Raw genomic sequence first — 17,820 nt, 5'->3', positions numbered from 1 at the left:
TCAAAATAGAAAAGATCTTGCATACTTTTCATATTCATATCAATGGGATCGTTCAGGGAGTCGGATTCCGGCCAAAAATTTACCAGATGGCCACGACCATGCATCTGAACGGAACGGTAGAGAACGGAGCCGATGGCCTGCATATTTTTTTCAATGCCTCCAAGGAAGTTGCCGTCATGTTCTTTAAAAAGGTCAAACAGGAAGCCCCTCCCCAGGCCAGGATTATTTCGGCCGTAATGAAAGTAAACGAAGATGATATAGCGTATACGGATTTTACGATCATAATGGAAGAGGAGGAGACAAACAGGAAGGTGCTGATCGCTCCGGACAAAGCCATTTGTCCGGAATGCAGGAAAGAGCTGCATGATCCTTCCAGCCGGCGATACCGGTATCCGTTCATTACCTGCACCCAATGCGGTCCCCGTTATTCTATCATCAAAGATTTGCCTTTTGAAAGACATAACACGTCCATGCATTGTTTTACAATGTGTCCGGTTTGTAAGGATGAATATGCCAATGTAGAAGACCGGCGCTTTTATTCGCAGACCAATTCCTGCCCGAACTGTGGCATCGGGCTTACTCTCCGGGATAAAACGTCTGCTGTCCTTTGCAGTGAGACGCCAAAGGTGCTGGACGGGATCAGGTATTTTCTCCGGGAGGGGAAGATTCTCGCCGTTAAAGGCATTGGGGGGTATTTATTGATTTGCAGCGCCGGGAATTCTGCCACTATCGATCTTTTACGGAAGCGTAAAAAACGTTCGGCCAAACCATTTGCCCTCCTGTATCCCGACATGGAAAGCGTACTGGCTCATTTTGAAGTGAACGAGGAAGAAAAAACTTTTCTGGAAAGCGAAGAAGCTCCTATTGTATTACTGGTTCCTAAACCTCAGGCTTTTAAGACGATTGCCTTTTCTTCCATTGCTCCGGGGCTTAACCGTCTGGGGGTTATGCTGCCGTCCAATCCCTTACTGGATTTGATCGCCACTGATTTTGGCATGCCGCTGATCGCCACCAGCGCAAATCTCTCCGGATCCCCGCTTATCTACAGGGATGAAGATGCCCTGGCCTTTCTGTTCGACATTGCCGATCTGGTGGTTAGTAATAACCGGGAGATCATTATTCCTCAGGATGATAGTGTGGTCCAGGTCACTCCTGCTTTCCGGCAACCCATCCTTTTACGAAGATCCCGGGGGTATGCGCCCTCGATCGTTAAATACAGAAGCCAGTCAAAAAGACGCCTTTTGTCAACGGGTGCTTTTTTGAAAAGCAGTTTTACCCTGACGGTAAACCGAAATGTGTTTGTCAGTCAGTACCTGGGAAGCGGCGAAACGTATGAGTCGCAGCAAATGTATAAAGAAACACTTGCGCATTGGTTGAAGTTATACGGAGTAAAACCGGATTCGGTGATCGCAGACAGACACCCTGGTTATTTCACACATCAATATTCCCTGCAATTGGAAGAACCGTTCCAGGTATATGTAGATTTTATTCAGCACCACGAGGCCCATCTTTCAGCTATACTGGCGGAATATGGCCTGATACACTGCCCCGAACCTATCCTGGGCGTGATCTGGGATGGGACGGGCCTGGGCGGTGATGGGAATACCTGGGGAGGAGAATTCTTCTACTATGATAAAAAAGAAATACAACGTATTTCCCACTTCGATTATTTTCCCGTGATCGCCGGGGATAAAATGGCTTTGGAACCAAGACTGGCCGCCTTTTGTCTGTTGAGCGACTCCTGTCCGCAATCTCCATTTTTTACGGAAACGGTGCGGAAAAAGTTTACCAAAACGGAATGGAATAATTATGATAGCCTGGTCCAGACTACACCTCATTTTACCTCTTCGGTAGGCAGGATATTCGACGCCCTTGCTTCGATGCTGGGTATATGCGATATTCAAACTTATGAAGGGGAAGCGGCCATGCGTGTCCAGGGCCTGGCCGAAGCTTATGTAGCCGAACATGGTTTTGTTATGGATCGCTCTTATTTTCCGGATGATTTCAGAAGGGGGTATGTTCCTACCCCTGTCCTGATCCAGGAGATCGTGAAAGATATTATTGCCGGCAAGGATAAAAAATACATCGCGGCCAGGTTCCATTTTTCCCTGGCGGAATTCATCGGGAGGATGGCTGTACATAAAGGTGTTTTCCGGATTTGTTTCAGCGGCGGGGTTTTTCAGAATGCGCTCCTGGTCGACTGGATAAATCATGTTCATAAAAAAAGATACCAGTTATTTTTTCATAAGGATTTTGCTCCCAATGACGAGAATATTTCTTTCGGTCAGATGGTCTTCTGTGACAAGAATCTTATATCGGATAACCGGATTTATCCGGAGGAAATTCATCCGGAAGATTATATGGATGATACTCCTCCCGAATACCCGGGAGGGATAGAATTGATATGGGAGAAAAAAAATCATTCTTAATCATTTTTAATTAAAACCCCAAGGTTATGTGTTTAGCCATTCCCGGAAAGATCGAATCCATCTCCTACCTCTATGGAGGCTCCGTCAGAATGGCCAAAGTGTCTTTTGGAGGTGTGATCAGGGAGGCCTCCCTGGAGATGGTCCCTACCGCAGCGATCGGAGATTATGTGTTGGTGCATGTTGGGGTGGCTATCAGTAAGGTCAATGAAGAAGAGGCCGCTAAGGTATTCGGGTACCTGAAAGAGGCCGGCGAACTGGATGAATTATATGAAACGGGTCTTACTATTTACCAATGAAATACGTATCTGAATTCCGATCGCCTGAAATTGTCGGGGCGCTCCTGACGGAGCTGGGGCAAACCCTCCGGGGCAGCTGGAATATTATGGAGGTATGCGGAGGGCAAACTCATTCCCTGGTTAAAAACGGACTGCTTAATATGTTACCCCCGTCCATCCAGATGATCCATGGGCCCGGATGCCCGGTATGCGTTACTCCTGTCAATCTGATCGATAAAGCCGTCCACCTTGCCCTGGACCATGAGGTTATCTTATGTTCTTTCGGTGATATGATCCGCGTTCCGGGAAGCAGGATGAGTTTGCTGGAAGCAAAATCAAAGGGAGGGGACGTCCGGATACTTTATTCTCCGCTGGAAGCCGTTAGGATAGCTTCAGAAAACCCTGACCGGGAGATCGTTTTTTTTGCAGTCGGTTTCGAGACGACTGCCCCTGCCAATGCGCTGTCTGTCATTCATGCCGTGCGTGCAGGATTGAAGAATTTCTCCATTCTGACTTCTCACGTCCTGGTTCCACCTGCCATGGATGCCATATTGAGCGACCCGGATTGCAGAGTCGATGCATTCCTGGCGGCAGGCCATGTCTGCGCGATCATGGGTATCAAAGAATATTATCCCCTGGTAGAAAAGTATAAGATTCCTATCGTCGTGACTGGTTTTGAACCGGTCGATCTGCTGGAAGGTATTTTAATGACGGTTAAACAATTGGAGGCGGGCATTTTTAAACTGGAAAACCAGTATGGCCGGGTAGTGGAAAAGGAGGGCAATAAACAGGCTATTGCCATAATCGATCAGGTCTTCGAAGTAACGGATCGTGCCTGGAGAGGGATCGGCAATATCCCCTTTAGCGGTTATGCACTGAAGTCCTCTTATGAAGCGTTCGATGCCAATAAAAAATTTCATATCAGCCTGGAAGAAGCTCCCGAAGATCCTGGCTGTCTGTCCGGAGCGATCATGAGAGGAAAGATCAAACCCTATGAATGCCCCAATTTCGGCAACCGCTGTACGCCGTCCAAACCCCTGGGTGCTCCCATGGTAAGCAGCGAAGGGGCCTGTGCCGCCTATTATCATTATAACCAGACCCATACTTTAGTTGGACCATAACCTTTTTATTTTTTAATTTTTTTCCATGATCCTTTCCTGTCCGGTTCCCAAGCTCGATTTCGATACCATTAATTTAGGGCATGGCAGCGGCGGCACGCTGACTTCTCAATTGCTGAACAGCGGAGTCTTTCAATTGCTGGGAAATGAGCTGCTAAATAAAAAACATGACGGAGCTGTCTTTAACCTGAATGGAAAAGTGGCCATGAGTACGGATACCTTTGTCGTGTCTCCCATTTTTTTTGAAGGCGGGGATATCGGCGACCTGGCAATTTACGGAACGGTCAATGATCTGGCCATGTGCGGCGCCGCGGCAAAGTATCTTTCTTTGGGGTTTGTACTGGAAGAAGGTCTGGAAATAGCGGTCTTCTGGAAAATCCTGCTGAGTATCAAAGCTGCTTGTGAAACGACAGGTGTACAGATCGTTACCGGCGATACAAAGGTGGTGGAAAGAGGAAAGGGGGATAAGATCTTTATCAATACCACCGGCATCGGAATCGTTCACGATAAAGCGAATATCGATACAGCCGCTGTTAAAACAGGAGATAAACTCATTTTAAGCGGCCCGCTGGCCAGGCATGGGATCACGATTATGAGCCATCGCCAGGGTCTGGAGTTTGAAACTACGATTGGCAGCGATACACGCCCGCTGAATAAGATCATTTTGGCCTTACTGGATGAATTCGGACAGGATATCCATTTCCTGCGCGATCCGACAAGGGGCGGTCTGGCAACGGTATTGAATGAGATCGCCGGAGAAACGAAACTGGGCATCGATCTGCGGCAAAAAGATATCCCGGTCGAAGAAGAAGTTATGGGCGCCTGTGAGATGCTGGGGTTTGACCCACTGTATGTGGCGAATGAAGGTCTGTTCGTCGCCGTGGTGAATCCTGTCGTTTCGGATGCTGTGTTGAACCGTTTGTTGCAGTGGGAGCATGGAGAAAAAGCAGCTCTTATCGGGGAGATCACCGAGGATCATCCCGGGCAGGTATTGATGAAGAGTACTATCGGAGGGCGGAGAGTGGTGAATATGCTGGCCGGGGAACAGTTGCCGAGAATATGTTAGTCAACCTTAATATTTTTTTTATCTAATTACCTGGGAATTTTAATTTTGCACTTTATGTTCAGTTTTCCATTTCTACTCACGATCTATGCAGGTTTCACGCATGCCTTCGAAGCCGATCATCTTCTGGCCGTTAGCAGTATTGTCTCTCAACGGAGTGCGATCCGCCTGTCTGTGAAGGACGGTGTGTACTGGGGGCTGGGACATGCCTCTACAATTTTTTTGATCGGGATCCTCATGATCCTGTTCAAAGCGACCATCCCGCCCGTATGGTTCCATTATTTTGAGGCAGCCGTAGGTTTTATGCTGATCGCGCTGGCAGTTTTCCGGGCTGTTCGTTTTTTCCGTAAAGAGGGTGTGGTTGTCGTTGCCCATTCCCACCCACATCTGCCCGACCATTCCCTCACGCCTTTTCATCCGGCGGAGAATGCCTTCGAATATTCAGGGTCTGTTACGCAGCCCGGTCTGCCTGCAGATCCCGTAGCTCTTCAGGATGCGGAACCCCGACCGCATCGCTGGGCGATGACTCCTCAAAAAAAATACACCCGAAATCTGCATCTTCATTTCAGCGAAGAAAAAAGACCCGGTCATCACCCCCATTCGCTGGCCTATGGAATAGGCCTGATCCACGGTCTTGCCGGCAGCGGGGCCCTGGTCCTGGTGGTTATGTCCCAGATCAAAAGCCCTGTCGATGGTCTTGTCTACCTGGGTCTTTTTGGACTGGCCTGCACAGTCGGTATGATGGTGGCCGCTCTTTTGTTCAGTATTCCTTTCTCGAAACGGCTTATTCAGGGACGGGTATTACAAACTATTCTGGTGTTGGTTTCCTGTTTGCTTTGTTTGGTTTATGGAGGGAAGGTTGTGATTGAAAATATTGCTGCTTGATGTTTGATTTTGGCAGATATATATTAAAATATGACTGATTTTTCTCATCAGCAAATGTTATAGCCAATCATTATTAAAGAATTCAGCCAAGCCAATATGGGCATTGGGAACTGCTCGAAAAAAAGGTCATATTTTAATATATATCTGCCATAGGTCTTTTTATGCAGCAACATTTGCATACCACAATGGTGGGGTCTTTTAATGATCTGAATGAATTGTGTCGGTTTATATTGGCTTGAAGATGAGTTATGCTATTTTTTCTTTATTTTGTTGGACACCGTGGCCTGTATGTTAATTAAAAAACTGCTTTTTTTATCATTTCTGTTTTTTTTACTTTCCGTCTTCAAGCCTATGCGGGGTCAGGTTCCTGTCACGCGGACCACACCCGAACGGGTTTCCCAGGAGAGAATAGGAAAGGATACGATCCCGGCCAGGAATGATAAGGTGCCTCCTTCCGGAACGGACAAAGAGCCCTCTCACCGAACTGATAAGTTGATCTCCCCCCGAATGGATTCCGCTAAATTATTACAATCGGTGGAAGTATTGGGGAGGACAGAAAAATCCTATAAGAGTGATTATTCCTTCTTCGGTACCAAAACGGAAACCCCCATTATTGCTATCCCTCAGGCCATCTCCACTATTACAAAAGAGCTCATAAAGGATAAGATGGTGTTTACGATGAAGGACGCAGCCGGGAATGCTTCGGGTGTTAACGATTATTCGGGCTATGACGAATATACGATACGCGGATTCCGGGCTGAAAATGCCAGGGATATCAACGGTCTTCGCGGATACCATACGACCTATACCAGCGCTATGCTGGTAAATGTGGAACGGATCGAGATCATCAAAGGACCTATCGCCACGCTTTATGGCAATTGTGATCCGGGCGGCACGATTAACCTGGTCACCAAAAAACCACTGGAAAAACAAGGCGGGGAATTGAGTATTGCCGGGGGCAGCTGGGACCATTTTCACGCTGAAGGGGATATCACTGGACCCCTCAATAAAAGCAAAACTCTTTTATACCGCATGAATGCAGGTTATGATCAAACACATTCTTTTCGGGATCAGGTCTATGCAAAATCCTATCAGTTTGCCCCTTCCTTGTCCTTTGTTCCGAATGACCGGTTGAAACTGAATATCGATTTTTCGTTGGCCCATATCAATACTGTCCTCGACAGGGGGCAACCGGGTCTGCAGGATGCAACAGATCTCAAATCGACACCTATCCGTCTTTCCGTAACACAGTCAGGTGATTTTCTGCATGAAACCGATTTTTCTTCCATCGCCACTTTTTCCTATAAACTCACCAAACGCCTTAAGTTTAATGCTGGATATTTGCACTACCATACCCGGCAAAACGTGGCTGATCATGGGATCAACGATTATATTACCCCTGATTCCGTTAGCTTGTATTACACGGCCTGGGACTATCGCACGACAACCAATACGCTGACGGCTTATTTCACCTATGGCCTAAATACTGGACTAGTCAGTCACCAGCTCTTTGCCGGTTATGATTATGTGAAAAGCCGGATAATGCTGGATCAGCACTATTTCGAACTCCCGGATCAGTTCGGGGAAGGAAGCGGGATCGTAGGCACTTTCAGCCTGCTGCATCCTCAACATGTACAAAGACCCGTCAGTACTTATCAACCTTCCGGTTTTGATTCGGATGGAACGGATGTAGACGGATCTGTTTATCACACACAAGGCGTTTATGTACAGGACCTGGTTAGCTGGAAAAAATGGAAGTTGTTATTCAGTCTCCGGCAAGAATTCTATAAGGGTGACAGTGATGACAGCGTAAGTAGTCTGAGCGAAAAGGTTTTCCTGCCCCGCGTTGGAATTGTTTATTCCATCAACTCGCATACCAGCCTGTACGCAACCTATAATAAGGGTTTTGACCCCTTCGAAGTGTCAACGGATGCCCAGGTCTTCGATGAACCCTTTAAACTTATTACCAGCCAGCTTTACGAGGCGGGGATTAAAGCCAATTTGTTTAAAGACCGGTTGTCGGCCTCCATTGCCTTCTACCAGCTTACTCTTCATAACGTGGCTGTCCATGCAGGAAATTTCTCCAACCCGAATTTGTTTATCCAACAGGGGACCGACCGCTCTAAGGGTCTGGAATTCGAAGCCAATGGGAATATTATTCCCAATCTTTCGGTCTCGCTGGCCTATGCTCATTGCGTCGCGGAAGTCCTCGAAAGTAAGATCGCCGCCCAGGTTGGGCAATTGCTGGAGAATTCGCCACGAAATTCCAGCAGCAGCTGGATTAAGTATACTTTTAATAAAAGAGGGCTTAAAGGTTTGGCAATCGCCTTCGGTCATTCGCAGGCCAGCCTCCGGAATACACCCGATCCCCAATATATGCTTCCCGGCTACACAGTTTTTAATGCAGGTCTTTATTATAGTTATAAAAACCTTTCTTTCTCCGGCGTTCTGAATAATCTTGCCAATACAACCTATTGGAGCGGAGCCTATAACAATGTTAATAAATGGCCCGGAAGACCCCGCAACATGATGATCGGGATAGGTTGGAGATGGTAATGGGTCATGCCTGGCGGCTATGGCGGGCAGTCCCTATTCTTTATACGGTCAAAATTGGAAAAGCTGGGGTCCAAAACGTATCTTTAGCGACTATAAAAAGATACACCCATACAAAAAACAGCGCGCCTCATACCAGTACTCTTCTCCGTATTCCTTTGCCAGTTCGTTTTTGCGCAAACAAAAAGGATTACCGGTGTCGTATTGGATTCGGCTTCCCATGCTCCCTTGCAGAACGTAAGCATCAGTATTAAGAACAGCACGGGGGGAGGTTTTACGGATCATGACGGCAAATTCAGGGTGGGGGTGGAACACAATATCCGGAAACTGGTCTTCTCAATAACGGGGTATCATCCATATACCGTTACGTTAACAGACAGCGCCACCCAGCAATTTATGATAAGGCTTTCCAAGGCCTATACAGCCCTGGAAGATGTATTTGTCAGCGGCAAACGTAAAAAATACCGGAATAAGGACAATCCTGCCGTCGAGCTCATCCGGAAAGTGATTGCCAACAAGGAAAAAAACGGTCCGGGTGCTTATCCTTATGCTTCTTATCTCCAATATGAAAAAATCAGGGGGCTGGTCGATAAAACCTACGGCAAGGTTACCGGAGTCAAGCCGCTGAAAAAATTCGACTTTTTTTTCCAGAATATAGATACTACGCTTGCTCCGGGTAAAAGACTGACCTCGATCTTTCTCCAGGAAATTCTTACGCAAAACTATTACCGCAGGCAGCCTGAAAAACGCAAACAGATCATACTGGGAAGGAAAAGCGTTGATTTCGGGGAATATATCGATACCAAAGGGATAACCTCCGGTCTGAACCGGATGTACGAGGACGTCAATATCTACAGCAATTCCGTTTCGGCCTTCACGATGGAGTTCATTAGCCCCATTGCAGATCTGGGCCCGACCTTCTACCAGTATTATATCCGGGATACCATCGAGGAGAACGGGGTTCAGCTGGTCAATCTTTATTTTACACCAAGGAACAGCGAGGATCTTTTATTTCAGGGGCTGCTAACGATTACGCTGGATGGCAATTATGCCATCCGGAAAGCCTCTTTAGGGGTGACCAAACATATCAATCTGAATTATGTCCGGGATTTCCGGATCAACCAGGATTTTGAAAAAGGTCCCGGCGACCGTTATTATCTGGCTACCTCCGATATGATCGCCCATTTCAGCCCCTTTCCCCGGACACCGGGGATCTATGCACAACGCCTGGTTACGGTCTCCCATTTGACGGATACTACCCTGCCGGACCCTGTTTTTAAGGGAGCTGCCCTGGATACGATGCAATATTCCATCAATCAGGCTGACTCCTTTTGGGAAGACGAACGACCGGTCCCGCTGAGCGGACCGGAAGGACGGACTTATTCCAATACGGACAGCCTGGTAAGGATGAAATCATACAAACGCCTGATGGATTATGTGACTCTTTTTAGTGTGGGTTATAAATCAGCAGGTAAATTCGATATCGGGCCGGTAGGCAGCTTTTACTCTTTTAATCCGGTAGAAGGAGATAAATTAAGAATTGGGGCAAGGTCCAATACCAGGTTAAGTACACGTTATTTCGGCGAGTCTTATGTGGCCTACGGGTTCAGAGATCAAAAATGGAAATATTTTCTCAGCGGTTCTTATTCGGTCAACAACCGCTCGATCTATACGTATCCCTTTAATTATCTTCAGGTCAGTTATTTGCATGATACCAAAAATCCGGGCCAGGAAGGGGTGTTTTCGCAGGGTAATGCCTTTCTTTCTTCCTTTTCCAGGGGGTATAATGGTAAATTATTGTATAATGATATTTTCCGGGTGTCCAACGTTCGTGAGGTTGGGGATCATTTTTCCTATATCCTGGGGGCAAAGTACTGGAAACAAATACCGGCGGGCGATCTTACCTATGTTTACGAACATACGGCAGGAAAATTCGACACGGTCCGGCAACTTACGTCCGGTGAACTTTCCGCCTCCTTTCGGTGGGCTCCTCACGAGCAGTTCGTACAGAATAAGGTGGGCCGGACGAATATTACCAATAAATACCCAATCCTGAATTTTCAATATTCCAGGGGTATCAATGGTCTGTTCGGCGGGCAATTCGATTTTAATGCCTTTCATCTGAATGTAAATAAACGCTGGTTTCTTCCCCCCTTCGGGTTCTCCGATATTTCTTTCGACGCGGAGTATTTACAGGGAACCCTGCCTTTCCCCCTGCTGATCATCCATCCGACCAACCAATCCTATTTTTATAGTGATAATGCCTATAATCTCATGAATTCGGAAGAGTTTGTCAGCGATCATTATGCCAGTCTGATCATCGACCACTATTTCGGGGGCTTCTTTTTTAATAAGATCCCGTTGCTAAAAAAGTTAAGACTCCGGGAGGTTGTTGCCGCCAAGTTATTATACGGTGGCCTGCGTAACGAGAATAACCCCAAATATAATCCCAACCAGATGGTTTTTCCCCTCGTTAATGGAGCGGCTTCCACCTTTCCGCTGGATCAGGGTCCCTACCTGGAGGCCAGCGCCGGTGTTACCAATATCTTTTCTTTCATTCGTCTCGATATCGTCAAACGTTTTACCTATCTCGATCATCCCGATATCTCCAAATTCGGTGTACGGGTAAGCGCTGATTTTCATTTTTAATTAAGGAAACAATTGGAAAATTTAGGAATTGGGCTTGCCAATCCCTGATTTTCAATCGTTTATTTTTCCAGGACGTCCTGGATCTTTTCGTTTTTGTAATTGCTGTTATTTTGCCAAACCCGGTAAGACCGGTTGTGCACTTTGGTGTACTGACATAATTTTTTAACTAAAAAAATAGCTATGACAAAAATTACGGGAAGACCCCCCAGGGTCATTAAACAGGAAAAGCACATCGGTTTTTTTGTAACCAATGCTCAATATTCCATTATCCAGCAAAAGACGAAGGAAACCGGAATGAATATTTCGGATTACATGCGGCATTCGGCTCTTTATGCGGTGATAAAACCAAGATGGACGGAAGAAGAGCGCGGCTTCTTCAAAGACCTGATACGGGTGTCCAACCAGCTTGGACAACTGGGTGTTATCGCAAAAAAGGAAGGTATACTGGAAATAATGCCGGCTTTTCAACGCTGCCGGGACCAGATCGATGAAACCATAAACCGATTTTTCCATGAACAGTAAAATTTTTAAGACCAGCAAAACTTTTGGTCAAACCTGCGTCTATGTCTGCCAGGATCTGGAAAGAGCGGAAATTCTTGCTCTTGAAGGGGTGAGGGATTCTAATCTCCGGGATATGGAAATTGACTTTGAAACACAGTGCCAATGGGTGCGTCTGAAAAAAGAAAACCCGGTCTTTCACGGGGTCTTAAGTTTCCCCCATGGGGAGGATCCGGGAAATGAACTGATAGTGGAGCTTTCCGGTAAATACCTGCAAAAGATCGGTACGAGCCCGACTCAATATGTCGTTGTCCGCCATAACGATAAAGCGCATGTTCATGTGCATATCGTTGCCAACCGGATCGATAATACAGGTCAGGTGACAGCAAAAGGCCTGATCATCGAACGGGGGATCAAAGCGGCCAAACAACTTACCCGGGAATATAACCTGATGCCGGATAATGGGAAAAATCTGGAACGGATCAATTTTGAAGCCCTTCCCGATAACGAAGCCATGCGTTACCGTGTCTACCTGGCGGTCCATGAGGAATTGCAGGGCTGCCAAAACCTCGATGAACTGGAAAGGAGATTGATAGAAAGGGGTATAACGATCCGATATAAAAATGATCCTTTGACCGGAGAACACCAAGGGATAAGTTTTAAGCTAAAAAAGTATTGTTTCAAAGGCAGCCGGGTGGACAAGGCATTTTCCCTGGCGGGTTTGGAGAAAACGCTTGCCCTCCAACAGGAACAGTCTTTGTCGCTAAACCTGGAAAGAAAGTGGTCACTTATAAAAGAAGAAATGCTGGCTAAGGGTCAGGAGAATAAGCTGATCCGGAAGGAAAATAAGCTGGTCCAGGAGGAGAATAAACAGGAACAAATTTACCGGCATCGTCCAGGGCATTTTTTATAAGCTGGTAAAAAATGAATTATTTTTTTTAATTGAAAAAAAATCTACGTTATGCATGAATCATCGAGAAATCCTTTAGTTAAAAAGGAGATAAAAAAAGAGCAGGAAGAAAAAAATGAAGGAGAGAATAAGGAGACAGGAAAAAATGAAATAATTAAATGGCAATTGGAAAAAAATGAAATTCTGAATAAGGAAATGGATAAACAGGAAAAAGGTCAGATGGGAATGACAGAAAACGATTTGTTAACAACCTTGCTGGAAAAAGCGGTAAATAACGGGACCGGTATTAAGGAAAATAAAGAGTTGATCAGAAAGGCTAACGGTCAGTTCCTGGAAATAAACGGGCATGTCGAAACGCTGATGCTTCAAACGGCTGTACCCTATTCACCCCTAACTGAGCCTCAAACGCTCGGAGAGGCGGTTGCCGGATTAGGATCAGGCTTGGATAAGAATTCGGGGGAGGTCAGGAAACTTACACAACTTATCACGGAGGTAAAAAAAATTGTTGCGGAATTGAGCGACAAATTAAGTTTCCCGGTCAAAGGTGTCGAAGAAGTGAAAAATGTTTTACGCGAACACGCGGCCAAGTTCCAGGAGCCTTATGAAAAGACCGTTCACCATAAACATTTTATGGGAAAGACGATTTGGATCCTGTGCGGGCTGATCCAGCTCGTTCTGTTGGTTGGTTTCTTCTGGAACAAGCAACGGGAACGTGCCAATCAATATTTAGATAATGACAGTAAATGGCGTTGGCTGAAATTAACCAGTGATCCTTCCTTATTGAATAGTACCGCAAGGGCCGATAGCGTTTATCTGACTAATCCGGAGAGCTTCCGAAAAATCGTTTACGAGGAGGAAGAACGACGAAAGGCACTATTCGAAAAACAGTTGCAACGACAGGAGAACGAAATGGAGATCCGGAAATTGGAGAAAATGGAAAAAAAGGAGAAATAGGGTCTTCTCCGGACGAGTCAGAGTGTATCAAAAACGGACAGATCTTGTATCAGAACCGAACAAGGCCTTATTCACCATATAACTAGCACACTGTAAATCACTTATAGGATTATCCGGCACTTTCTTGGTATGCCATTACCGCCAAGAAGTGCCGGATACTTTAACTGATTTATTTATATATACTTATGATTAGAAATTTCTTAAAAGTGGCCTACCGGAACCTAATTCGGAACAAAGGATTTTCGGCCATCAATATTACAGGTCTTGCAGTAGGCATGGCCAGCGCTATACTCATTTTTTTGTGGATACAAAATGAGGTAAGCTATGACCAGTTCCATGAAAAGAAAGACCGCATTTTTGAAGCCTGGAACCAGGCCAGGATTGAAAACAAAATCTGGTCATGGAACAATGTGCCTAAAATACTTGCCCGTGCTACCGAGCATGACCTGCCCGAGGTGGAACGTGCCGTTCGGGTGAATCATGGCAATAATTTTCTTTTCAGTATCGGCGATAAGCGAATTACCAAAGAAGGAAATATAGTGGATACAGGTTTTTTTCAACTATTCAGTTTCCCATTAATAAAAGGTAATCCCGCCACTGCGTTGAACGATATGCACTCGATCGTGGTTACCGAATCCATGGCTAAGAGCCTGTTCGGCAACGAAGATGCCATGGGAAAGGTGGTCAAAATCGATAATACGGATAATTTTACGGTAACGGGCATTATGAAGGACCTCCCTCATAATACACGATTTACTTTTGAATACCTCCTTCCCTGGTCCTATTTAAATTATAGGGGTTGGGGCGATTCCAGCTGGAATAATAATAGTGTCCAAACCTATGTGTTGTTGAAGCCAAATGCCAGCCTGGCTTCCGTAGCACCTAAAATAAAAATATTAAAACAGAAGTATGACGAAGAAGCCAAAAAGGATAACTGGCAAATGTTCTTTTACCCGATTACCCGCTGGAGATTGTATTCCAGCTTTACCAATGGCACAGAAGATAACGGCGGCCGCATCACCTTTATAAAACTTTTCGGGACTATCGCCGCATTTATATTACTGATCGCCTGTATAAATTTTATGAACCTGAGTACGGCGAGAAGCGAGAAACGGGCAAAGGAAGTAGGCATTCGAAAAGTGGTAGGGGCACAAAAATCCTCGCTGATCAGTCAGTTTATCGGTGAATCTGTCCTGGTTGCATTTCTTGCCTCTATTGTTGCGGTTATCATAGTGGAATTAAGTTTACCCGCCTACAATCAACTCACGGATAAAAAACTGTTGATCGATTTCGCCAATGGTTATACATGGCTGGCAGGTATTGGATTTGTGCTATTTACCGGAATATTAGCCGGTAGTTACCCTGCGTTCTTTCTTTCCTCCTTTCAGCCGGTTAAAGTGCTGAAGGGTACCTTTAAAAAAGCGAATGCCTTGATAACACCACGAAAAGTACTGGTTGTCATTCAGTTCACCTTCGCTATCATCCTGATCATCTGCACCATAATAGTAAAACAGCAGAATGACTATGCCCAGGACAGGCAGACGGGCTACAATAAAGACAACCTCGTATATCATTTTATGACGGGTGATGTCCCCAAAAATTATTCCCTGATAAAAAATCAATTATTAGCTGATGGTATTGCTTCATCGATAGTTAAGACCAGTCAGCCGCTTACACAAAGCTGGAGTGATGGATGGGGTCAGGAATGGGAGGGGAAGGACCCTAATGACCGAACCGATTTTAACCGGTTCACGGAAGATGAAGGTCTGGGTGTTACTGCCGGGTTGCAATTTACACAAGGCCGTGACTTCGACCTGAAAGAATTTCCAACCGATTCTACAGGCATGATCATAAATGAATCTTCGCTGAAAGTGATGAAATTCAAGAATCCTATCGATAAAATAGTAAAGGATATGGGCGTGGATTGGCATATTGTCGGTGTGATAAAGGATTTTATTCTTACCTCTCCGTATGAACAAACAAAGCCGATGCTGATTTCAGGCGCAAAAAAAGCGGACGAGTTTCATGCCATACTGATAAAACTGAATGGCAAAAATTCCACGGCGCAAAACCTTAAAAAAGCAGAAGCTGTTTTTAATAAATATAATCCAGAATACCCATTTGAATACAAATTCGTTGACCAGGAATATGCCCGGAAATTTGAAAATGGAAAACGGCAAGGCACCCTTGCTGCCTTATTTGCAGGGCTTACCATATTTATCTCCTGTCTTGGTTTATTCGGTCTTGCTACTTATATGGCGGAAAACAGGATAAAGGAAATCGGGGTCCGCAAAGTATTGGGTGCATCAGTTACCGGTATCGCTACTTTGTTGTCTAAAGATTTTGTAAAGTTGGTCATTGTCTCTTTTTTAATAGCAGCGCCATTGTCCTATTGGGGCATGTATAAATGGTTGCAGGATTATGAGTATCGCGTTAGTATCCACTGGTGGGTATTTGGGGCTGCCTGTTTGTTGTCAGTAACCATTGCCCTATTAACGGTAAGTTACCAGGCTATCAAATCGGCTTTGGCAAACCCGGTGAAAAATCTGCGTTCTGAGTAGGTTTCTTTTTGGGGTTAGGTAAAGTTGAAATTAAAGTGTTGTTGTTGCGAAGTTTATTTTACGCTTAATTTATTAAAGCGTCTATGGATGGCAAGGAACAAAAATAATTTTGCGGAATAAAAAAGTTTTATATATTCGTCATTCCGTAGCTCCATGAATTCCTTAGGAATCATTACACCTTAACCCTTAAGTAACCTGTCTCATGAACCCAAACCTAATTCGAGCAAGCGGCCGATTTATGGCCCGTCATTCTACACCTTTTCTTTTGTGTCCCAGTTGACATCCTTTTTTCTTCAACGCGTGTTCCACGCCTGATTTATCCTTGCTATAAGTAATCGAACTGATTCAAGTCGTATCGGTAATGCTATACCTATGCTAAAAAGAATTGCCATTTGCCTGTTTATCGGGCAACTGCTTTGTGTGGAGATTTCCTTTGGACAATCCGTGGAATCCGGACAATCCGGGCAGGCTGCTTCGTCAGCTTCGGGGGATGAATCCGTGTCAGGAAAGGTATTCAGTTTTCCTTCCAGGCTATTGGACCGGATACAGCATAAGACGGCGGATCTTAACCAACAGCTTACCCGGCAAACGGAAAAATACCTGGAGCAAATGACGCGTCGCGAAGACCGGATCCGGAAGAAATTATACCGGATCGATTCGACGGGGACCAAAAATTTGTTTGCCCATTCATCGGAACAATATGCGGCACTGGCGCAAAAATTGAAGACGGACACCGGCAACCGGTCGGCATCCGCCAGCGGAGAGTATCAGCCTTATACGGATTCCTTACGCAGCACGCTTGGTTTTTTGCAAGCGAACCCGCAGTTGCTGCAGGCTTCGGTGGGTGCTTCGGTAAATCCGCAGTTGCAACGTTCCGTAAATGAGCTGCAAGCCCTACAAGCCAAACTGCAGGATGCCGATCAGATCAAACAATATATCAGGGATCGCAAAGAACAGATCTCACAATATCTCAGCCGTTATAATAATCTGCCCAGTAGCCTCACCAAAGAGGTGCAGGGGATGAATCAGAGTTTGTTTTATTACTCGCAGCAGGTCCGCGAATACCGCGAGCTGTTGAATTCTCCCAATGCCCTTGAACAAAAGGCATTGACCTATCTGAATCAATTACCTGCCTTTCAGGACTTCATGAAGAAAAATGGAGCGCTCGCCGGTTTATTCGGTTTGCCATCCGGATACGGCGATCCTCAGGGACTCGTTGGACTCCAAACCCGTGATCAGATCAGCCAACTTATACAGAGCCAGGTGGCAGCAGGCGGAGCAGGAGGTGCTGCGGCTTTGCAGGCTAACCTGCAATCAGCACAAGGGCAATTGGATGGCTATAAGGATAAACTAAACCAACTGGGAGGCGGTAGCGGAGATTTGGATATGCCCAATTTCAAACCTAATGATCAGAAGATCAAGGCATTATGGAAACGATTGGAATACGGCACCAACTTCCAGACGAGCCGCAATAACCAGTACTATCCGACAGTGGTGGATCTGGGGCTTACGATCGGGTATCGACTTGGACATGGTAATAGTGCAGGTATTGGTGCTAGTTATAAGGTAGGTCTGGGTAACGGATGGAATCATATCGCCTTTTCATCAAACGGTTTGGGTATCAGGTCTTTTATTGACGTAAAAATAAAAGCAAGCTTTTTTATCAGTGGTGGATTCGAATACAATTACACAACTCCCTTTTCAGCGGTGCAGCAGCTACGGAACATCGATAACTGGACCAAATCGGGGCTTATTGGAGTGAGTAAAACGGTGTCTGTCAAGAGCCGGGTGTTTAAGAAAACAAAGCTGAGTTTATTGTGGGATATGCTTAGTTATTCGCAAAGACCGCAGACACAGCCGGTTGTATTTAGGGTTGGGTATGGGTTTTGACCGTGAAAGGAAAAAAATAAAAAATCATTGCAATA

12 protein-coding genes are annotated in these 17,820 nt (G+C 45.6%); all 12 read left to right on the top strand.

Translation table 11 applies throughout. The annotated features are described in order from the left end of the window. Window positions 1-17 precede the first annotated feature (17 nt). The 12 genes from hypF to ACX0G9_RS10220 all read left to right on the top strand — a co-directional run bounded on the left by hypF (window position 18) and on the right by ACX0G9_RS10220 (window position 17,785). A complete protein-coding gene (gene hypF, locus ACX0G9_RS10275) occupies window positions 18-2,429 on the top strand; it encodes a carbamoyltransferase HypF (protein ID WP_459064807.1) in 2,412 nt (803 codons plus the stop codon). 26 nt (window positions 2,430-2,455) lie between these two features. Beyond that, a complete protein-coding gene (locus ACX0G9_RS10270; protein WP_459064806.1) occupies window positions 2,456-2,725 on the top strand; it encodes a HypC/HybG/HupF family hydrogenase formation chaperone in 270 nt (89 codons plus the stop codon). Then, a complete protein-coding gene (gene hypD / locus ACX0G9_RS10265; RefSeq protein WP_459064805.1) occupies window positions 2,722-3,825 on the top strand; it encodes a hydrogenase formation protein HypD in 1,104 nt (367 codons plus the stop codon). Before ACX0G9_RS10270 ends, hypD begins: the two co-directional genes overlap by 4 nt. 25 nt (window positions 3,826-3,850) lie before the next feature. Then, window positions 3,851-4,888 carry a hydrogenase expression/formation protein HypE gene (gene hypE / locus ACX0G9_RS10260; RefSeq protein WP_459064804.1) on the top strand — a complete coding sequence of 346 codons (1,038 nt, stop codon included), beginning with the start codon at window positions 3,851-3,853 and terminating at the stop codon, window positions 4,886-4,888. A gap of 54 nt (window positions 4,889-4,942) precedes the next feature. Continuing rightward, window positions 4,943-5,770: a hypothetical protein gene (locus ACX0G9_RS10255; protein WP_459064803.1), complete on the top strand. Its 828-nt coding sequence runs from the start codon at window positions 4,943-4,945 to the stop codon at window positions 5,768-5,770. A gap of 288 nt (window positions 5,771-6,058) precedes the next feature. Further along, window positions 6,059-8,326 (top strand): TonB-dependent siderophore receptor, encoded by a 2,268-nt coding sequence (locus ACX0G9_RS10250; protein WP_459064802.1) that lies wholly within the window; start codon window positions 6,059-6,061, stop codon window positions 8,324-8,326. A 108-nt stretch (window positions 8,327-8,434) separates the two neighbouring features. Next, the gene (locus ACX0G9_RS10245) at window positions 8,435-10,972 is read left to right on the top strand and encodes a DUF5686 family protein (protein WP_459064884.1); all 2,538 of its coding nucleotides are present in this window, start codon (window positions 8,435-8,437) and stop codon (window positions 10,970-10,972) included. 180 nt (window positions 10,973-11,152) lie between these two features. Further along, entirely contained in the window at window positions 11,153-11,494 is a 342-nt protein-coding gene (locus ACX0G9_RS10240) for a plasmid mobilization protein (protein WP_459064801.1), read from the top strand. Continuing rightward, the gene (locus ACX0G9_RS10235; RefSeq protein ID WP_459064800.1) at window positions 11,484-12,383 is read left to right on the top strand and encodes a relaxase/mobilization nuclease domain-containing protein; all 900 of its coding nucleotides are present in this window, start codon (window positions 11,484-11,486) and stop codon (window positions 12,381-12,383) included. The genes ACX0G9_RS10240 and ACX0G9_RS10235 overlap by 11 nt, the downstream gene beginning before the upstream one ends. A gap of 48 nt (window positions 12,384-12,431) precedes the next feature. After that, a complete protein-coding gene (locus ACX0G9_RS10230; protein ID WP_459064799.1) occupies window positions 12,432-13,334 on the top strand; it encodes a hypothetical protein in 903 nt (300 codons plus the stop codon). Between the two features lie 185 nt (window positions 13,335-13,519). Further along, entirely contained in the window at window positions 13,520-15,895 is a 2,376-nt protein-coding gene (locus ACX0G9_RS10225) for an ABC transporter permease (RefSeq protein WP_459064798.1), read from the top strand. Window positions 15,896-16,267: 372 nt separating this feature from the next. Beyond that, the gene (locus ACX0G9_RS10220) at window positions 16,268-17,785 is read left to right on the top strand and encodes a hypothetical protein (RefSeq protein WP_459064797.1); all 1,518 of its coding nucleotides are present in this window, start codon (window positions 16,268-16,270) and stop codon (window positions 17,783-17,785) included. Window positions 17,786-17,820: the final 35 nt, after the last annotated feature.

This window comes from Flavitalea flava, assembly GCF_054461575.1.
This window is presented reverse-complemented; position numbering and strand designations above follow the sequence as displayed.

What these genes read in the sequence shown, in the direction of transcription:
- ACX0G9_RS10270 (WP_459064806.1), top strand. Translation starts at nt 2,456, where the DNA reads ATGTGTTTAGCCATTCCCGGAAAGATCGAATCCATCTCCTACCTCTAT.
- hypD (WP_459064805.1), top strand. Translation starts at nt 2,722, where the DNA reads ATGAAATACGTATCTGAATTCCGATCGCCTGAAATTGTCGGGGCGCTC.
- hypE (WP_459064804.1), top strand. Translation starts at nt 3,851, where the DNA reads ATGATCCTTTCCTGTCCGGTTCCCAAGCTCGATTTCGATACCATTAAT.
- ACX0G9_RS10255 (WP_459064803.1), top strand. Translation starts at nt 4,943, where the DNA reads ATGTTCAGTTTTCCATTTCTACTCACGATCTATGCAGGTTTCACGCAT.
- ACX0G9_RS10250 (WP_459064802.1), top strand. Translation starts at nt 6,059, where the DNA reads ATGTTAATTAAAAAACTGCTTTTTTTATCATTTCTGTTTTTTTTACTT.
- ACX0G9_RS10240 (WP_459064801.1), top strand. Translation starts at nt 11,153, where the DNA reads ATGACAAAAATTACGGGAAGACCCCCCAGGGTCATTAAACAGGAAAAG.
- ACX0G9_RS10235 (WP_459064800.1), top strand. Translation starts at nt 11,484, where the DNA reads ATGAACAGTAAAATTTTTAAGACCAGCAAAACTTTTGGTCAAACCTGC.
- ACX0G9_RS10230 (WP_459064799.1), top strand. Translation starts at nt 12,432, where the DNA reads ATGCATGAATCATCGAGAAATCCTTTAGTTAAAAAGGAGATAAAAAAA.
- ACX0G9_RS10225 (WP_459064798.1), top strand. Translation starts at nt 13,520, where the DNA reads ATGATTAGAAATTTCTTAAAAGTGGCCTACCGGAACCTAATTCGGAAC.
- ACX0G9_RS10220 (WP_459064797.1), top strand. Translation starts at nt 16,268, where the DNA reads ATGCTAAAAAGAATTGCCATTTGCCTGTTTATCGGGCAACTGCTTTGT.